At 61.2% G+C, this 18,342-nt stretch carries 18 protein-coding genes; 7 read left to right on the plus strand and 11 right to left on the minus strand.

The genetic code is table 11. The features are described from left to right. Positions 1–20: 20 nt before the first annotated feature. On the plus strand, positions 21–1,589 hold the full coding sequence (locus GQX66_RS21570) for a SulP family inorganic anion transporter (protein ID WP_102687896.1): 1,569 nt from the start codon (positions 21–23) through the stop codon (positions 1,587–1,589). A gap of 7 nt (positions 1,590–1,596) precedes the next feature. On the opposite strand, the gene aroE is transcribed toward GQX66_RS21570, so the two are convergent. Together aroE and hemF are read right to left on the minus strand one after the other, a co-directional pair. Continuing rightward, positions 1,597–2,418 carry a shikimate dehydrogenase gene (gene aroE, locus GQX66_RS21575; RefSeq protein ID WP_064379616.1) on the minus strand — a complete coding sequence of 274 codons (822 nt, stop codon included), beginning with the start codon at positions 2,416–2,418 and terminating at the stop codon, positions 1,597–1,599. A gap of 9 nt (positions 2,419–2,427) precedes the next feature. Continuing rightward, positions 2,428–3,342 carry an oxygen-dependent coproporphyrinogen oxidase gene (gene hemF / locus GQX66_RS21580; protein ID WP_102687947.1) on the minus strand — a complete coding sequence of 305 codons (915 nt, stop codon included), beginning with the start codon at positions 3,340–3,342 and terminating at the stop codon, positions 2,428–2,430. 147 nt (positions 3,343–3,489) lie between these two features. Here hemF and GQX66_RS21585 point away from each other — a divergent pair, with 147 nt between their 5' ends. After that, a complete protein-coding gene (locus GQX66_RS21585) occupies positions 3,490–4,467 on the plus strand; it encodes an NADPH:quinone reductase (protein WP_085748023.1) in 978 nt (325 codons plus the stop codon). Positions 4,468–4,490: 23 nt separating this feature from the next. Here GQX66_RS21585 and GQX66_RS21590 read toward each other — a convergent pair whose 3' ends face one another. From GQX66_RS21590 to GQX66_RS21625, 8 genes are all read right to left on the minus strand, one after another. Then, the gene (locus GQX66_RS21590; protein WP_240871265.1) at positions 4,491–5,789 is read right to left on the minus strand and encodes an AMP-binding protein; all 1,299 of its coding nucleotides are present in this window, start codon (positions 5,787–5,789) and stop codon (positions 4,491–4,493) included. Next, complete coding sequence (locus tag GQX66_RS21595; protein WP_102687899.1) at positions 5,779–7,047, minus strand: aminotransferase class I/II-fold pyridoxal phosphate-dependent enzyme; 1,269 nt, start codon at positions 7,045–7,047, stop codon at positions 5,779–5,781. The genes GQX66_RS21590 and GQX66_RS21595 overlap by 11 nt, the downstream gene beginning before the upstream one ends. Beyond that, a complete protein-coding gene (locus tag GQX66_RS21600; RefSeq protein ID WP_134021502.1) occupies positions 7,044–8,138 on the minus strand; it encodes a DUF3419 family protein in 1,095 nt (364 codons plus the stop codon). The genes GQX66_RS21595 and GQX66_RS21600 overlap by 4 nt, the downstream gene beginning before the upstream one ends. Before the next feature lie 42 nt (positions 8,139–8,180). Next, positions 8,181–8,915, minus strand: coding sequence for an iron-containing redox enzyme family protein (locus GQX66_RS21605; protein ID WP_240871276.1), 735 nt, complete (start codon positions 8,913–8,915; stop codon positions 8,181–8,183). Beyond that, positions 8,893–9,564 carry a hypothetical protein gene (locus GQX66_RS21610; RefSeq protein ID WP_240871283.1) on the minus strand — a complete coding sequence of 224 codons (672 nt, stop codon included), beginning with the start codon at positions 9,562–9,564 and terminating at the stop codon, positions 8,893–8,895. The genes GQX66_RS21605 and GQX66_RS21610 overlap by 23 nt, the downstream gene beginning before the upstream one ends. Positions 9,565–9,835: 271 nt before the next feature. Beyond that, entirely contained in the window at positions 9,836–10,393 is a 558-nt protein-coding gene (locus GQX66_RS21615; protein WP_007954101.1) for an L-threonylcarbamoyladenylate synthase, read from the minus strand. A 54-nt stretch (positions 10,394–10,447) separates the two neighbouring features. Continuing rightward, positions 10,448–11,548 (minus strand): DNA-processing protein DprA, encoded by a 1,101-nt coding sequence (gene dprA / locus GQX66_RS21620; RefSeq protein WP_129972474.1) that lies wholly within the window; start codon positions 11,546–11,548, stop codon positions 10,448–10,450. 79 nt (positions 11,549–11,627) lie between these two features. Then, positions 11,628–12,653 carry a LysM domain-containing protein gene (locus tag GQX66_RS21625; RefSeq protein ID WP_240871285.1) on the minus strand — a complete coding sequence of 342 codons (1,026 nt, stop codon included), beginning with the start codon at positions 12,651–12,653 and terminating at the stop codon, positions 11,628–11,630. Between the two features lie 169 nt (positions 12,654–12,822). Here GQX66_RS21625 and def point away from each other — a divergent pair, with 169 nt between their 5' ends. Genes def through GQX66_RS21650 form a run of 5 tightly spaced genes read left to right on the plus strand, consistent with a single transcriptional unit; the run spans position 12,823 to position 17,386 of the window. Beyond that, positions 12,823–13,329, plus strand: coding sequence for a peptide deformylase (gene def / locus GQX66_RS21630; RefSeq protein ID WP_064116564.1), 507 nt, complete (start codon positions 12,823–12,825; stop codon positions 13,327–13,329). Between the two features lie 56 nt (positions 13,330–13,385). Further along, entirely contained in the window at positions 13,386–14,345 is a 960-nt protein-coding gene (fmt, locus tag GQX66_RS21635; RefSeq protein ID WP_102687902.1) for a methionyl-tRNA formyltransferase, read from the plus strand. Further along, positions 14,342–15,652 carry a 16S rRNA (cytosine(967)-C(5))-methyltransferase RsmB gene (rsmB, locus tag GQX66_RS21640; RefSeq protein ID WP_134021487.1) on the plus strand — a complete coding sequence of 437 codons (1,311 nt, stop codon included), beginning with the start codon at positions 14,342–14,344 and terminating at the stop codon, positions 15,650–15,652. Before fmt ends, rsmB begins: the two co-directional genes overlap by 4 nt. A 22-nt stretch (positions 15,653–15,674) precedes the next feature. Then, positions 15,675–17,051 (plus strand): Trk system potassium transporter TrkA, encoded by a 1,377-nt coding sequence (gene trkA, locus GQX66_RS21645; RefSeq protein WP_085606334.1) that lies wholly within the window; start codon positions 15,675–15,677, stop codon positions 17,049–17,051. 20 nt (positions 17,052–17,071) lie between these two features. Then, entirely contained in the window at positions 17,072–17,386 is a 315-nt protein-coding gene (locus tag GQX66_RS21650) for a tetratricopeptide repeat protein (RefSeq protein ID WP_085748013.1), read from the plus strand. Between the two features lie 51 nt (positions 17,387–17,437). Here GQX66_RS21650 and GQX66_RS21655 read toward each other — a convergent pair whose 3' ends face one another. Continuing rightward, positions 17,438–18,325, minus strand: coding sequence for a lysophospholipid acyltransferase (locus GQX66_RS21655; RefSeq protein ID WP_085748012.1), 888 nt, complete (start codon positions 18,323–18,325; stop codon positions 17,438–17,440). Positions 18,326–18,342: the final 17 nt, after the last annotated feature.

Genomic DNA, 18,342 nt, shown 5'->3' on the forward strand with positions numbered 1-18,342 from the left:
CCCAAAAACCGAGAGGATCCATGGCCCTCCCCAGCCGTCGCTCACTTTTCCCCTTCCTGACCTGGCTGCCTCGGCAGACTCGCGCCAGTGTCGGGCGGGACCTGGTCGTCGGCCTCAGCGGGGCGATTCTCGCGTTGCCCCAGTCGATTGCCTACGCCTTGATCGCCGGTCTCCCACCGGAATACGGGCTCTATGCCGCCATCGTCCCGGTGTTGATCGCCTGCCTGTGGGGCTCGTCGTGGCATCTGATCTGCGGGCCGACGGCAGCGATTTCGATTGTGCTGTTCGCCAGTGTCAGTCCGTTGGCCGTGCCTGCGTCACAGGACTACATCACCCTGATCCTGCTGCTGACCTTCCTTGCCGGGATTTTCCAGTGGCTGCTCGGCCTGTTGCGCTTCGGCGCGCTGGTGAATTTCGTCTCCCATTCCGTAGTGCTGGGTTTCACCCTAGGCGCTGCGGTGGTGATTGCCATCGGTCAATTGCCGAACCTGCTGGGGCTGGATCTGCCGGCCAAGGCCACGGCGCTGGCCAGCCTGATGGATCTGCTGCGCCATCTCGGGGCGGTGGATCAACCGTCGCTGGTTCTTGGTGTGGCGACGGTGGTGGTCGGTGCGTTGCTCAAACAATGGCTGCCGCGCTGGCCGACGCTGTTGATGACCTTGGTCCTCGGCAGTCTGGTGGTGTGGCTGTGGCCGGCGATGTTCGGCCATGTTCAACTGGTCAGCGCGTTTGTCGGGCGCTTGCCGCCGTTCAGTGGATTGCCGCTGGATATGGACCTGATCCTGCGCCTGCTGCCCAGCGCCGTGGCGGTGGGCATGCTCGGGCTGGTCACCAGCCTGTCGATTGCCCGTTCAATTTCCGCACGCTCGCAACAGCTGCTCGACGCCAACCAGGAAGTCCGCGCCCAGGGTCTTTCGAACATTGTCGGGGCGTTCTTTTCGGGATCGTTGTCCGCCGGCTCGTTCACCCGTTCCGGGCTGAGTTATGAGGCCGGGGCCTGCTCGCCGCTGGCCGGGGTGTTTTCGGCGTTGTGGGTGGCGTTGTTCGCGATCTTCGGTGCCGGGCTGATCGCGCACATTCCGATTCCGGCCATGGCCGGCAGCATTCTGCTGATCGCCTGGGGACTGGTGGATCATCGCGGCATTCGCGCGTTGCTGCGGGTCAGCCGGGCGGAATTTGTGGTGATGAGCCTGACCTGCGTCGCCACGTTGCTGCTGGAATTGCAGACGGCGATCTATGCCGGCGTGCTGGCCTCGTTGTTTTTCTACCTCAAGCGCACTTCGCAGCCGAGGGTACAGCATTGGCGCGATGGTGAAGACGATGTGTTGCGGGTCGGCGGGTCAATCTTTTTCGGCGCGAGCCACTACCTGCAAGTACGCCTGCAACGGATGCATGGCGCGCGGGTGGTGATCGAGGCGCAGCAGATCAACTTCATCGACTATTCAGGCGTGGAAATGCTCCATCAGGAAGCCCGGCGGCTTCTGCGCCAGGATCGCAGCCTGACCTTGCGTCAGGCGCGACCGCAGGTGGTGGAGGAGTTGCGCAAACTCGAAGGGCCGGAGAAATGCCCGATCCGGTTCGAGGACTGAGGGCGCCTTACAGCGCCAACTGCCGACGCAATTCCGCCAGAACCGGCGCAGTGTCCGGACGCACACCGCGCCACAGGAAGAACGCTTCGGCAGCCTGTTCGGCCAGCATGCCCAAGCCGTCCATCACCACGCCTGCGCCATGCTCGCTGGCCCAGCGGCAGAACGCGGTCGGTTCCTTGCCGTACATCATGTCGTAGCACAGCGTCTTGCCGGGCTCGATCAGGCTTGGGGCAATCGGCGGCACGTCGCCGGTGAGGCTGGCGGAGGTGGCGTTGATGATCACGTCCACCGGCTCGCGCAACCAGTCGTAACCACTGGCCGACACCGGTCCCAAATCACAGAACAGTTCGGCCAGCAGCTCGGCCTTGTCCACCGTGCGGTTGGCGATGATCACCGAGGCCGGTTTCTCCGCCAGCAACGGCTCCAGCGCACCGCGCACTGCGCCACCGGCGCCGAGCAGCAGAATGCGTTTGCCGGTGAGGCTGAACCCGGCGTTGACCGTCAGATCCCGCACCAGACCGGCGCCGTCGGTGTTATCGCCGAGCAGGCTGCCGTCGGCCAGTTTGCTCAGGGTGTTCACCGCACCCGCGCGTTCGGCGCGGGCGGTCAGGCTGTTGGCCAGGCGATAAGCATCTTCCTTGAACGGTACGGTCACGTTGGCGCCGCGACCTTCCTGGAAAAACGCCGTTGCGCAGCCGGAAAAATCGTCGAGCGGCGCCAGCAGGGTGCTGTAGTCGAGGCTTTGCCCGGTTTGTTCGGCGAACAGTTTGTGAATCATCGGCGACTTGCTGTGGCCGATCGGGTTACCGAAAACGACGTAACGATCCATCGGAAATCCTCAGGCCTGGGCCAGCCAGTCGCGATCTTGCAGGAAGTACTCGGTCAGGCGCGCTTCTTCGCTGCCCGGCTCGGCTTTCCAGTCGTAGGCCCAGCGCACTTGCGGCGGCAGCGACATCAGGATCGACTCGGTGCGCCCGCCCGATTGCAGGCCGAACAGGGTGCCACGGTCGTAAACCAGGTTGAACTCGACATAACGGCCGCGACGGAATTCCTGGAACTCGCGCTGCTTGGCGGTGAACGCATCGTTCTTGCGTCGCTGCACGATCGGCAGATAAGCGTCGATGTACGCATCGCCGATGGCGCGCATGAAGGCGAAACTGGTGTCGAAGTCCCACTCGTTCAGGTCATCGAAGAACAGGCCACCGATGCCGCGCGGCTCGTGGCGATGCTTGATGTGGAAGTAGGTGTCGCACCAGGCCTTGTAGCGCGGGTAGACGTCCGGGCCGAACGGCGCGCAGGCCTGTTCGGCGACGCGGTGCCAGTGGATGCAGTCTTCTTCGTTGCCGTAGTACGGGGTCAGGTCGAAGCCACCGCCGAACCACCAGACCGGTTCTTCACCTTCCTTCTCGGCGATGAAAAAACGTACGTTGGCGTGGGACGTCGGCACATGCGGGTTGTGCGGATGGATCACCAGCGACACGCCAAGGGCTTCGAAACCACGCCCGGCCAGTTCCGGCCGATGGGCGCTGGCAGACGGTGGCAGGCCACTGCCGAAGACGTGGGAAAAGTTGACGCCGCCCTTTTCGATCACCGTGCCGTTCTCGATCACCCGGGTCCGACCGCCACCGCCGGCCGGACGGGTCCAGGCGTCTTCGACGAAGCGCGTGCCGCCGTCTTCAATTTCCAGCGCGGCGCAGATGCGGTCTTGCAGGTCGAGCAGATAGGCCTTTACGGCATCGGTGCGGGTCGTCATGGCTTCACCTTGGATCGGGCGGAACTGCGCGGCGCCCCGCGCAAATGGGCGCGTAGCATACCATCGCAAACCGGCACGCCGCAGTTGACGAAGATCAAGCATGAGCGTTCGATAGGGACCTTCCCAAATGACCCAAGGAGTAGGCAGATGGCCAAGCGAATCCAGTTCCGCGCCCACGGCGGCCCCGAAGTGCTCGAGTACGTTGACTATCAACCCGCCGAACCCGGTCCGCAGCAGGTTCGCGTGAGCAACAAGGCCATCGGCCTGAACTTCATCGACACCTACTACCGCAGCGGTCTTTACTCGCCACCGACCTTGCCGTCGGGTGTGGGTGCGGAAGGCGCCGGTATCGTCGAGGCCGTGGGCAGCGAGGTCACCCGGTTCAAGGTCGGTGACCGTGTGGCGTACGGCAGCGGCCCGTTGGGCGCGTACAGCGACGTCCACGTCTTGCCGGAAGCGAATCTGGTGCACCTGCCGGACGCCATCAGCTTCGAAACCGCCGCCGGCGTGATGCTCAAGGGCCTGACCGTGCAGTACCTGCTGCGCCAGACCTACGAACTCAAGGGTGGTGAAACCATTCTGTTCCACGCAGCGGCCGGGGGCGTCGGTTTACTCGCCTGCCAATGGGCCAGAGCCCTGGGCGTGAAGCTGATCGGCACCGTCAGCTCGAAAGCCAAAGCCGATCTCGCCAAGGCCCATGGCGCCTGGGAAACCATCGACTACAGCCACGAAAACGTCGCCCAGCGCGTGTTGGAATTGACCGACGGGAAAAAAGTCCCGGTGGTCTACGACGGCGTCGGCAAGGACACCTGGCCGGCTTCGCTGGACAGCGTGGCGCCCCGTGGCCTGCTGGTGAGCTTCGGCAATGCGTCGGGCGCGGTTGACGGCGTGAATCTGGGGATTCTGGCGGCGAAAGGCTCGCTGTACGTCACCCGGCCAACTCTGGCGACCTACGCCAACAACGCCGAAAACCTGCAGCGCATGGCCGACGAGCTGTTCGGGATGATCACCAGCGGCAAGCTGAAAGTGGATATCAGCCAGCGTTATCCGCTGGCTGACGCGGCCAAAGCCCAGACCGAACTGTCGGCGCGGCGCACCACGGGCTCGACTGTCCTGCTGCCCTGACCACCGATGACCTCGTCCCATCTTCATGACGGTGCCGGGGTCTGTTCAGACGTCACAAAAAACGGCGTCTTGCCGGCCAGGGTGGTTTCGAACTCCTGACGAGCAAGACGCTTCACCTCCAGCCCCAGCACACCGGGCAACCTGAGCAGTGCGCTGGCTTGTCCTTCAACCTGCAACGCATCTTCAATGACGCTTCGTGTGTCGGCTGTCAGTGAGTCTTCGGCGAGGACCAGACGCATGCGTGCCCCCTCGGGCCGTCGATCAATCTGCACCTGGACATCGGTGGCCTGCAACTGCGGCAAAAGCTGCCGGAGTACGTGCAATACCTGTGACTGGGTGATGAGCGCGCCACCCAGTTTGATCGATGTCTCGACCCGCCCCTCAAGCGCCAGCACCGGCATGGGACTGCCACAGGCACACTTCGTCACTGTGCGCAGGATTCGCCCACGATCCCCGATCCGGTAGCGCAGCAACGGCACATGATCGGGCAGCAGCGGCGTCAGTAAAAACTCACCGGTTTCTTCTTCAGCCACAGCTTGCAGGGTCAGCGGATCAACCACTTCGAGCAACATGGCATCGGCATGCAGATGATAAGAACCGTGGTCCAGATGGGCACACTGAAAACCGATGGGACCGGTCTCAGTCGAGCTGTAACCCAGCGAGCGGATCTTCAACGTCGGCCAATCCCGGGCCAACTGGTCCTGCAGCGTTTTACTGCAGGATTCTCCAATGTAGTAAAGCCACTTCAGGCTGCACAATTGCACAGCGCCGACTGTTTCATGATTGAACAACGCGGCGGCGAAGGAGGGTGTGCATATCAACGTATCCACCTTGTGTGCCTGAATCAGCTCGGCAACGCGCTGCACGCCCATCTGTGAACCGGCAGGCAGCAGGCGTGCGCCAATGTGCTGGACGATGGCCGACGCGTATTGAAAGGCGCCCTGCATTTCCCCGGCCGTCAGGCAGTTGATGACCACCTCAGGGCGTTCGTCCGTCTCGCCGAACATCCGTGCCCCCAAGGGTACGATTGCAGCGTTGAACGCCCAGGAATGGGTGATCTGTTTGCGATTGCCGGTGCTGCCTCCCGAGGTCAGGATCAGCCCGCCACCCAGTGCTCGATATGAAGCTTCACCGAGCGCGGAAAACAGCCCGCCGCCGGACTCGTCTTCCACCGCCAGAACCGGCAGTCGATGCAGATCGGCCAATCCCTGTACTTCCAGGATTCTCGGATACAGCGCACGAAACCATGGCAGTGAGCGTGCGTAAGCCAATTTGTGTGTCAGAGCCTCGGCCGATACATCCGTGACGAGTTCATTGCTCATGGCCGCGCCCTCCCTGACGAATACCCAGCTCATCGAATCCGCTACGGACGGCGTTCGCCAGACATTCCAGCTGGCGCTGACTGTGACTCGCGCTGATGGCCAGACGCAGAATCGCCTCGCCCTTGGCCACCACCGGAAACAGCGCGGTGGTGACCGCCATACCCTGCCGGCGCAAATGCTGCGCCAGGCTGATCGCATCTTTCTCGGCACCGACGCGGACGAAACGAATGGGGGATGCGACGTGATGATTACCCAGCACTGGCCCCAGCAAACGGTCGATCGTGGCGATATTTCTCCACAGCGCCACCTGCAACTGACCCAATTCCGGCGACAAATGAATTTTCCCCGAAGCAACTGCCGCGCCCACCCCGCCAACTGACAATGGTCCGCCAAACGTGTAGGTCGACGCATGACGCCGGATCATTTCGGCATCCGCTTCGGTGCGCACAGTGATTGCCCCACCGGTTGCACCGAACGCCTTCGACAGCGACGACACCAGGATCAGCCGGCCGCGTTGTCGTTCATCCGCCGCGTCCAGTGCGTAACCACCTCCAGCCACGCCATGGATCGAGGTGCCGTGGGCGTCATCCGCATAGAGATAACCGTCGAAACGCTCCGCCAGTTGCAGCAGCCGGTTGATCGGGTAAACACCGCGCATCGAGCCAATGCTGTCGGTCAGGATAATGGGCGTATTACCCGCCGCGACCGCCGTTGAGCACGCTTCCTCCACCTGCTCTACATCGCTGCAATCGCGGCGCTGTATCGGCCCGAATTGCCAGAGAATGCCTTGCAGCACTTGCATCGAAGCATGAGCGGAACGGTCGACAATCCAGCAGGGGCCACGACGCATGGAATATGAGGGCATCTCGCCGGAGCCGAGCAGCGGCAGACAGCCAAGGTGCGCACTGCCCACCGAGTTGAAGGTGACCGAATGCCCCTGAAATATCCGGTTCAGCAGTTCATCCAGCTCACGCATGGGTGGCAACAGCGCCCGGGTTCGTGCGGCGGCGAACTGCACGCCGAAGGACTCGACGGAGTGCATCGCCTCCTGAATCAAGCGAGGATCACACTCCAGCCCCAGATAAGAACACGAGAGAAACTCGGTCAGCCGTTCACCGCTGTCGAGCTCGATCTCTTTGCCTTCACGTTTAGCCAGTTTCAGACCATTGAGCCCGGCATCGAATAGCTGTTGCTGATCGTCACGCGCTTGCCGGACACGGTTTTTGACCCAATTGACGGTCGGTTGAAAAGTGTTCATCGGGATACCTGCAAAGAGGGTGTGCGGCGATAGATCTGGACATGCCAGAGCTGGGTTTTTTCTCGCGCAATGTCTGCCTGGTACTGCTGGGTGATATCGCAGAAACCTGCCCAATCGGGTCGCACCACATGCAAATGCCCGCGCATGACCACCTGTGCATTTTCCGACAGGGCCGGTGCCAGGCGCTGCAAAACGTTCTTGCCGGCCGCTTCGGGCATAAAGGAAGGCACGTCCGACAGCGATACGAAATCGATGGCTGTTTCCCCGGCAACACAGTCAAGGATGTCGGTCTGCACCACGCGTAACTCGCACTGCTGAAGCCCCTCGCGGGCCCGCTGGAAAATCTGCGGATCGCACTCCAGCGGAAAGCCTTGTGGATAACGCAGCTCACCGAAGAACAGCATTTGCAGGAAAAAGCTCTCGCGGACCACCTGAGTGGTGAACAACGTATGGAAAATTTCCAGATACGCCGCGCGGGAACTGATCCCCAGGTTGTTGGGTGGAAACGCGCCCTTGTACAGCAGCGAATTGAGGACTGCTGCGTTTCCCAGCAAAGCGATCACGGCTTTCCAGCGCTTGAGGGGAAAGCGGTTTCGGTAATACTCCGTTTGCTCCTCGAGCTGGCTGAACTGAAAAATGCCCCGGCCGGCCTTGCCGATGAACAGTCCGGTGATCTTCGCCAAGCGCTTCAGGGTCTGCTCGAATGCGCCCATGTAGATCGGCGCTTCCCAACGTCGGGACTGAAAAAACACGGACAGCCAGCGACGATCCGCCGGCGGTAAAACCAGTTGCTGGAAGATGGAGCGGCGTCGCGCCCTCATACTTTCCATTCGATAGCCCATGAACGCCATGAACGACTCGTGATCAGTCTGTTCCAGCAGGGCAAAACGCAATCGGGTAAACGCCAGTTGCGGCGCGCTGATATCGGTACAGGTCATGCGTGCCGGGGCGGCGGCCAATAACGGCAAGAGCCGGCCGCCGCATCCGGCGATACCCAGCACGTGCCCGGCATGTCTGGGCAGGATCGCGTACTCAAGCGCGGTGTCCTCATCGCCGAGCGTGTAGTTGAGCCGGTCGAAATAATCAGCCATGTCTGCCCCCAGCCTTCTGATCTGAACATGGGTGTGAGGCTGTCATTGGTTGTCCAGCGCATGGAGGAAGTCATAACGGGGCGCCAGCCCGTTTTGCCAGGCCTCGAACTGCTCATAAACCGCCTCGAGCATGTTGCCGGTCAGACGCAGACTGGTTTCCATGACAGTGCTAATCGCATCCCAGTCTTCCTGACGCTTGCAGGTGCGCTGCAGCATGAGTTTGATTTCATTGAAGTGCTCGATATCAATGTCGGAATGCGCAATGAAGAAAGTCAGTTGCGCGGGTTTGAGCGCCAGCGTTTCACTCAGGCTATTAATGAGCGGAGTGATGAACTGATAGGCATTTTCTGCCCAATAACTATAACCAAGCCGTTGTAACGGGTTACCGGTAAAGGAAATCCAATATAAATAAGCGATCAGCACATCGGTGGCCGGAAGTGCTGGCGGAATATCGAAAATTTCATTCTTCAAACCTAGACTCATGAGATCATGCAGAGCCATTTTTTCATGACCGACTTCCTGTGCCGCATGTTCAAAGCAGAACTTGGCATACACCGGATTATCCGCATGTCTAACACCCACCAGTCCTTGATTTCGCGCATTGTGCGCCGTGTAGTGAAAAGTCTGGATCATGTAGATCGCATACAAGGCTTTTGAAACGCTACCTTCGCGAATGGCATTCACCAGCCGCGAACTTTCCAGAATATCGGCCCATGATTTTTCGATTCGCTCATCGAGCAGGCTTAATTGTTGTTCAAAACTGAGAGGCGTATTCATCAACGGGGGTCTCCAATGGGTTGGCGAGCAGGTGGGCGGACTGTTGAAGTGCTGTGAGGATTTGCTGCCATTGAGCCGAGAGCAGCCAGTAATCGCCGCGTTGGCGCTGTTCGATGCGAAGGGCGTCGGTGGTGATGGGCGTCAGGCCGAAGCGCTGGAACAGTCGCCGCTGCGGTGATCGGCACAGCGCGGTAACGCCCTCATAACCCCGCGTGACCGCCCATTCCGTGGCAGCGGCCAGCAGACCGTTGATCGACATGGGGAACTGAGTTTGCGAGTGACTGATCAAGCGACTGAACTCGACATGGCGCGACAGCGTCGTGGCGGGAGACAGTTGCTGCTGCGCCAGTGAGGCCCATTCGAACGGCGCAGGGGTCACTCTCAATACGGCCGTGGGCCTGTCGTGCTGATACAACAGAAAGTGGGTACTGCGCGAAATAATCGCCAGGCGTGTTTCAAGTGACCTGGCTCTGGGTGTCAACATGTAGTGTTGCAATCGCAATCGAAAATGACGGGAAACAAATCGTTCAAACTCTCGTGTGTCTGATCCTGCTTCAAGAATAACGATGCGATAGTTTTCATGACGCCTTTTAAAGGTCGTCTGAATCTCCTGCAGATAATCCGTTAATTGCGAATCCCTGATATCCATTTCCTCTCCGCAGCCGTTAACTTTTCGAAGTTTTCTGAGCGCATTGAAATAATGAATGGTTTTAGAAAAATCGCCACTGTGTGGCTTCTGAGAATAACGTCGGAAAAATTACAACAATTGAATACTTAAAGATTCATCTGACGTAGAAAGGAAAAATTCAAACAAAACGCGGGGCTATAACTTCAGCTAAATGAAGGAAAAATCGCAGGCACGCGTAGTACTCCGCGCCATAAAAGCCGAGGAGTACTCACGAAATTAACCAAGGGCGGTATCAGGCCGGGCGCACGATATTGCCGGTGGCCAGATCCCGAATCAGGCTCGGGTTCTTGCGACCGCCAAGTGCTCCGCCGAGCACCAGATCGACCTGACCTCGGAAATATTGCTCGACCCGCAAGCGACTCTTCGCCGCCGGTCGCCCCTGTGGATTGGCCGACGTCGAAATCAACGGCCCGACCAGCGAGCACAGATCCCGCACCTGCGGATGATCGCTGACCCGCAGCGCCACGGTGTCATGCACCCCGGTCACCCACTCCGGCAACAGGTTCTGATGCGGCACCAGCCAGGTGTTCGGGCCCGGCCAGGTGCTGGCCATGCGGTCGATCCAGTCCTGGGGGAAATCCTCGAACAGAAAATCGAACTGACGAATATTGTCGGCGACCAGGATCAAGCCCTTGTCCACCGAACGGTTCTTGATCGCCAGCAGGCGATCCACCGCTTCTTCATTCCAAGGATCGCACCCCAGCCCCCAGACGGCTTCGGTTGGATAGGCAATCACCGCCCCGGCGCGAATCTCTCGTGCGGCTTGTTGCACACGCCAACTGTTGACCATGAAAAACTCTCCGCAAACAGGTTTCGCGCAGTTTACCGATCTTCAATGTAAAACCTAGCTTACGCGCGCAAACCAGCGGCCGTTTTCGCACACCGCGCGGCCATCCATCTCCAGTTCGGTCAGCGCCGCCAGCACTTTGGGCAGCGCCCAGCCACTGCTGTCGGCCAGCCCCTCGCTGGTGTGCGGCGCCGCGAGCAGCAGGCTCAACAACGGGTTCTCCGGATTCGCTGCAGCTGTGGATACCGGCAGGTGCTGCCAGCCGCGCAGCGCTTCGAGAATGTGCTCTATGGTTTCCACCAGTACGGCGCCGTCACGGATCAGTTGATGACAGCCCCGGGCGCCGGGGTGATGGATCGAACCCGGAATGGCGTAAACCTCGCGACCCTGTTCTGCCGCCAGCCGCGCAGTGATCAACGAACCGCTCGCAACGCTGGCCTCGACAACCAGCACGCCAAGGGACAAACCGCTGATGATCCGGTTGCGCCTGGGGAAGTTGCTCGCCGTCGGCCCGGTGTCCAGAGGAAACTCCGAAAGCACCGCACTGCCAGACGCAATCATCGCGTCCGCCAGCCGTCGGTTGCGCTGTGGATAAAAGTTTTCCAAACCGGTACCGAGCACCCCGACGGTTTGCCCGCCGACGTCGACAGCGGCTTGATGCGCCGCCGCATCGATGCCCAGCGCCAGGCCGCTGGTGATGACGAATCCGGCCCCCGCGAGGCTGCGGGAAAATGCAGCAGCAGTGTCCATGCCCGGGCGGGAAGCGCGGCGACTGCCGACCATCGCCAGTTGCGGTTTTTCCAGAATCCGTGGGTCGCCAGCGACAAACAGCAGAGGCGGTGGATCGGGAATCTGCCCCAACAAGGCCGGGTAATCCGGGTGATCCCACATCAACAAATGTTGATCCGGACGCTCTAGCCAGCGCAATGCGTGGCTGGCGCCGTCGCGAACTTCAGGGCAGCGTCTGGCCTCGGCGCAGGCCGCTGGCAAACCCAGAGATCGCCAGGCGCTGGCGGGAGCGCTGATTGCCTTCGAGGCGCAGCCGAAGGCTTCGAGCAGTTTGGTGAAACGCTTGGGACCGATTTCCGGCAAGCGGTGCAGGCGCAGGCGCGCTTCCAGTTCCGCCGGGGAAACCGATGGAGAGACAGGCATCATCATGGATCATCCTTGATCGTTATAAGGCCCGAACCTTTCGGAACAAGCTGTGGATAACTCTGTTGGTAACTTGTGAAGCCAGCTAAGGATTTCGCACCTTGTCCAGCACCGCGAGCGAGCGCGATGCGTTCAGCACGAGGCCGTAACTGAGTTTGTCGTAGGTGCGGAACACCATCAGCAATCCGGCGCGTTCATCGGGAATTTTCAGTGGCTGGCCAGTGATTCGGTCACGCACGGTTTCCCCGGTTTTCATCACCACAAGCACGTTGCCCTCGGCCAGGCCGTCGCGTTTGCCCTTGTTCAGAGTCACCACGTCCATCGCGCCGATCTGTGTGACGCCGCGCGGCACATCGATGATCAGGCCGTTGATGTCGGTGGTGGGAGCGCTGGGCATGAAGGTCGAGTTGATCGAACGCTCTTCGCCGCTGAACAAGCGGTCGCCCAGGCGCACTTCCTGAGTCGTGCGTTGCAGGGCGAGGGTGGCGACGTCACCTTCGGTGGCGACAATCTCACCGCCGCCGATGTCGTCGGCGTTGATCCCCAGAAACTCCTTGCTCTGCGGATCGGTGTAGACCTTGCCCTGGCGGAAGATGCCGTAGACCGGCTGGTTCGGGTCGAAATGGCCACGGGCGAAGATCCGGTCACCGGTGCCGCTGAGCACCCGTTCGGCATCGCCGGCGACGATGTACGGCGCCTTGTCGAAGTCCTCGACGTTGTCGACGATGCGGTTGCTCAGCAGAAAGCTGTTGATGGATTTGAGCGGAATGCTCGGAATCGCCTCGGCCACCGGACTGGTGCGGATGCGCGGCGACAGCTTGATGGTGCCGCGTGACTCGCCGCGATTGACGGTCAGGCGCGGCTGGCCGTTGACGTAACTGAGCGTCAGCGTGTCGCCGGGATAGATCAGGTTGGGGTTTTCGATCTGCGGATTGGCCCGCCACAGCTGTGGCCACTGCCAGGGTTCGCGCAAATATTTACCGGAGATGTCCCAGAGCGTATCCCCCGAAACCACCGTGTATTGCTGTGGAAAACCTTCCTTGAGTTGCACCTGCCCGTGCGCGGCGCTGGCCGAGGCCAGAAACAGCAGGGCGAGTAGTGATTTCCTCATGCGGTGAATCCCTTTATTATGTGCGTTCGCGTGAAACGCCAGAGCCCCCGTGGCTCGCTCCCTGCTCTATGCTGAAAATCAAGGAGCTACGTTTCACAACGGTAGCCTGCATCTTCGGACCCGCCAGGCCATCGCCCGACTTTACCTCACACGTGCAGCAATCAAGCTTATGGCCATTTTGAACATCCTCGAATTTCCGGACCCGCGTCTGCGCACTATCGCCAAACCTGTGGCTGTAGTGGACGACGAAGTGCGTCAGCTGGTCGATGACATGTTTGAAACAATGTATGAAGCGCCGGGCATCGGCCTTGCCGCGACCCAGGTCAACGTGCACAAACGTATCGTCGTGATGGACCTTTCCGAAGACCGCACAGAACCGCGGGTGTTCATCAACCCCGAGTTCGAATCGCTGACCGAAGAAATGGAGCAATACCAGGAAGGCTGCCTCTCGGTGCCGGGTTTCTACGAAAACGTCGACCGCCCGCAGAAGGTCAAGATCAAGGCTCTGGACCGCGACGGCAAGCCTTACGAACTGATCGCCGAAGGCCTGCTCGCGGTGTGCATCCAGCACGAATGCGACCACCTCAACGGCAAGTTGTTCGTCGATTACCTGTCCACGCTCAAACGCGACCGGATCAAGAAGAAACTGGAAAAGCAGCACCGCCAGAACGCTTGATGCCCCTCTCCAAAGGCTTGCTGCGGCAAGCCTTTTTCTTTTTATGAGACTCCCCCATGACTGAGCCACTGCGCATCGTTTTTGCCGGCACCCCGGAATTCGCCGCCGAACACCTCAAGGCCCTGCTGGACAGCCCTTACGAGATCGTTGCGGTCTACACCCAACCGGATCGCCCGGCCGGTCGTGGGCAAAAACTGATGCCGAGCCCGGTCAAACAGCTCGCCCTGGAAAACAATATCCAGGTGTTGCAGCCGCCGACCCTGCGCAACGCTGACGCTCAGGCCGAGCTCGCTGCGCTGAAACCGGATTTGATGGTGGTGGTGGCCTACGGCCTGATCCTGCCGCAAGCGGTGCTGGATATTCCGCGTCTGGGCTGCATCAACAGTCACGCCTCGCTGCTGCCACGCTGGCGCGGTGCGGCGCCGATCCAGCGCGCCGTGGAAGCGGGCGATGCCGAGAGCGGCGTGACCGTGATGCGCATGGAAGCCGGCCTCGATACCGGGCCGATGCTGCTCAAAGTCGTGACCCCGATCAGCGCCGAAGACACTGGCGGCAGCCTTCACGACCGCCTCGCCGAGATGGGCCCGCCAGCCGTCGTACAAGCGATTTCCGGTCTGGCCGCTGGCACCCTGAAAGGCGAAGTGCAGAACGACGAGCTCGCCACCTACGCGCACAAACTGAACAAGGACGAAGCGCGCATCGACTGGAGCCGCCCGGCCGTTGAGCTGGAGCGTCTGGTCCGCGCCTTCAATCCATGGCCGATCACCCACAGCACGCTCAACGGCGAAGCGCTGAAAGTGCTGGCGGCGACCCTGGCCGAAGGCAAAGGCGCACCGGGCACGATTCTCGGCGCCAGCAAGGACGGTCTGCTAGTCGCCTGTGGCGAACAGGCGCTGTGTCTGACCCGCCTGCAATTGCCCGGCGGCAAGGCGCTGAACTTCAGCGATCTGTTCAACAGCCGTCGTGAGAAATTCGCCACCGGCACCGTGCTGGGTACAGCGGTGGACGCGCAATGAACCCGCGTCTGGCCGCCGCCAAGGCACTCGCTGCTGTCCTCAGCGGCAAGGCTTCGCTCAACAGCTCCCTGCCGACGCAACTGGACAAGGTCGAGGACCGCGATCGCGGTTTCACCCAGGACCTGGCGTTCGGCACCGCCCGTTGGCAGCCACGCTTGTCGGCGCTGGCGGAAAAACTGCTGCAGAAGCCGTTCAAGGCAGCGGACGCCGATGTCGAGGCTTTGTTGCTGGTCGGTCTCTATCAACTGCTCTACACCCGCGTCCCGCCGCACGCCGCGATCGGCGAAACTGTCGGTTGCGCCGACAAGCTGAAAAAGCCGTGGGCCAAAGGCTTGCTCAACGCCGTGCTGCGCAATGCCCAGCGCGAACATGAGGCGATCTTCGCCGAACTGGAGCGCGATCCGGTGGTGCGCACCGCCCACCCGCGCTGGCTACAAAAATCCCTGAAGGCCTTCTGGCCTGAGCAATGGGAAGCAATTTGCGAGGCCAACAACGCGCATCCGCCGATGATCCTGCGGGTCAACCGCCGTCATCACAGCCGTGACGCGTACCTGGGTCTGCTGACTGAAGCGGGTATCGCCGCGCAGCCGTGCACCTTCAGCCGCGACGGCATCGTGCTGGAGGCCGCTGCCGACGTGCGCAGCCTGCCTGGCTTCGCCGAAGGCTGGATCAGCGTGCAGGACGAGGCCGCGCAGCTGGCCGCCGACCTGCTCGACCTCGCGCCGGGCCAGCGAGTGCTGGACGCCTGCTGTGCACCGGGCGGCAAGACGTGCCACATCCTCGAAGCCGAACCGGCACTGGCCGGCGTGGTGGCGGTGGATCTGGAAGCCAAGCGTCTGGTGCGAGTGAAGGAAAACCTCGAACGCCTCGGTCTGAACGCCGAACTGATCGCCGCTGACGGTCGCGACACCGCAGCCTGGTGGGACGGCAAACCGTTCCAGCGCATCCTGCTCGACGCGCCATGCTCGGCCACCGGAGTAATCCGCCGTCACCCGGACATCAAGCTGACCCGTCAGGCCGACGACATCGCCGCCCTCGCGCAACTGCAAGGCGAGTTGCTCGACGCGATGTGGAAAACCCTCGAAGTGGGCGGCATTCTGCTCTACGCCACCTGCTCGACCTTGCCGACCGAGAACACCGAAGTGATCGCCGCGTTCCTTGAGCGCACACCGGGTGCCCGGGAGCTGGATCTGGCCACCGCCGCCGGGATCAAGCAGCCCCATGGTCGCCAATTGCTGGCCCAGCAGGGCGGGCATGACGGGTTCTACTACGCCAAGCTGATCAAGATCGCTGCCGCGCGCGGCTAAACGGATTCAATGGAGTGACTGGATGAAAATCATCATCCTCGGTGCGGGACAGGTCGGCGGTTCGCTGGCTGAACATCTGGCCAGCGAGGCCAACGACATCACGGTGGTCGACACTGACGGCGACCGTCTGCGCGATCTTGGCGATCGCCTCGACATCCGCACAGTACAGGGCCGTGGCTCGTTGCCGAACATTCTGCGTCAGGCCGGTGCCGACGACGCCGACATGCTAGTCGCGGTGACCAACAGCGACGAGACCAACATGGTCGCCTGCCAGGTCGCTCACACCCTGTTCCACACCCCGACCAAGATTGCCCGGGTGCGCGAAGCGTCGTACCTGACCCGCGAGGAGCAACTGTTCCAGAACGAGGCGATTCCGGTCGACGTGCTGATCAGTCCCGAGCAGGTCGTCACCAACTACATCAAGCGTCTGATCCAGCATCCCGGCGCCTTGCAGGTGATCGATTTCGCCGAGGGCCAGGCACAACTCGTCGCGGTGCGCGCCTACTACGGCGGACCACTGGTGGGTCAGCAACTGCGCCAGTTGCGCGAACACATGCCGAATGTGGAAACCCGAGTGGCTGCGATTTTCCGCCGCGACCGACCGATCCTTCCCCAAGGCGACACGGTGATCGAGGCCGACGACGAAGTCTTCTTCATCGCCGCCCGTGCGAACATTCGCGCAGTGATGAGCGAAATGCGCCGGCTCGATGAAAGCTACAAGCGCATCGTCATCGCCGGCGGCGGGCAGATCGGCGAGCGCCTGGCCGAGGCCATCGAAAGCCGCTACCAGGTGAAGATCATCGAGATGAACCCGGCGCGCTGTCGCTATCTCTCCGACACCCTCGACAGTACCGTGGTGCTGCAGGGCAGCGCGTCGGATCGCGACTTGCTGCTGGAAGAGAACATCGCCGACGCGGACATCTTCCTCGCGCTGACCAACGATGACGAAGCCAACATCATGTCCTCGCTGCTGGCCAAGCGCCTGGGCGCGAAGAAGGTGATGACGATCATCAACAACCCGGCCTACGTCGACCTGATCCAGGGCGGTGACATCGACATCGCCATCAGCCCGCAACTGGCGACTATCGGCACCTTGCTGGCCCACGTGCGGCGCGGCGATATCGTCAGCGTGCACTCATTGCGTCGGGGCGCGGCAGAGGCCATCGAAGCGGTGGCCCATGGCGATTCGAAGTCGAGCAAGGTCATCGGCAAGGCCATCGAAAACATCGCGCTGCCGCCAGGAACCACCATCGGCGCGATCATCCGCGATGAAGAAGTGATCATCGCTCATGACGATACGGTGATCGCAGCGGGCGACCATGTGATCCTGTTCCTTGTGGATAAAAAGCATATTCGCGATGTGGAGAAGCTGTTCCACGTAGGACTGAGTTTCTTCTGACCGACCAAGAGGCGAGACCGATGATCGAATCCCTGGAAAAAATGCTCGCCAAGGGTGTGGATAACTCGCTGCTGCGCTTCGGCCTAGGCAAGGGTTATCTGGATCTGGGGGAGAATGCGAAAGCGGCCGAGCATTTCCAGCGTTGCGTCGGCTTCGATCCGAAATACTCGGCGGCGTGGAAATTGTTGGGCAAAGCGCAAGTGGCGCTGGGTGACATGGCGGCTGCGCGTCATGCGTGGGAGCAGGGGCTGGAAGCGGCCCGGGCCCATGGCGACAAGCAGGCCGAGAAGGAAATGACGGTGTTTCTGAAGAAGCTCGAACGGCAGAAGCCGTGACGGCTGTGGATAACCCGTTTGGTCAGGTTATCCACAAACGCACATTGCCGATCAGTACCAGCGCGCCTCGCCCGGCGGACGCTTTTTGAAGCGTTTCATGCTCCACATGTACTGGCTCGGATAAGCCGCCACATAACGCTCGACGACTTTACTCATCGCCGCGCAGGAGGTTTCAGTGTCGGTGCTGTACATGGCTTCCGGCGCCGCTTCGAGGATCACCTTATAGCCGGAACCGTCCGGCAACCGCAGGGCATGCAGGAACACCCCAACCGCTTTGCCACCGGCCAGCATGTTCGGCACGAACTTGCTGGTCAGGGCCTGGGTGGCGAAGAACGGCACGAAGATCCCGGCGGATTCGGCCGGTTCCGGGTCTGCGGGAATCCCCACCTGACCACCCTTGCGCACTTCCTTGATGACACTGAGGATGCCTTCCTTGGTCGACGCGGCGACTTTGTTGCCCAGTTGCACGCGTTGTTTACGCAGCAATTCATCCACCGCCTTGAGCTTCGGCGGCCGGTAGAAAATGATCGGTTTGCACTGGCTGCAATAGAAGTGGTTGAGCACTTCCCAGTTGCCCAGGTGGCTGGTGATGCCGACCACGCCCTTGCCCGAGGCCAGCGCTTCTTTCAGCACTTCGAGGCCTTCGACTTCGCGCACCAGATCGATGGAGCGCTGGGCCGGCCAGATCCAGGCGCAGGCGCTTTCGGTCAGGGACTTGCCGATGTCTTTCAGGGTCTGGCCGACCAGACGCTCGCGTTCGGCCGGGTCCATCTGTGGAAAACATTTGGCGAGGTTGATCCGCACCACATCGCGGGAACGGTTGGGGGTTTTCCACATGATCCAGCCGATCGCCGAACCCACGGCCTGCACGGCCCGCCACGGAAGCAGGGCAAACAGCCGCAGAGCGCCAACCAGCATGGCGCCTTTAAACTTTTCCACAGGTCACTCCTGATCTT

The organism is Pseudomonas sp. B707, assembly GCF_022496685.1.
GTDB classification, from domain to species: domain Bacteria; phylum Pseudomonadota; class Gammaproteobacteria; order Pseudomonadales; family Pseudomonadaceae; genus Aquipseudomonas; species Aquipseudomonas paraglycinae.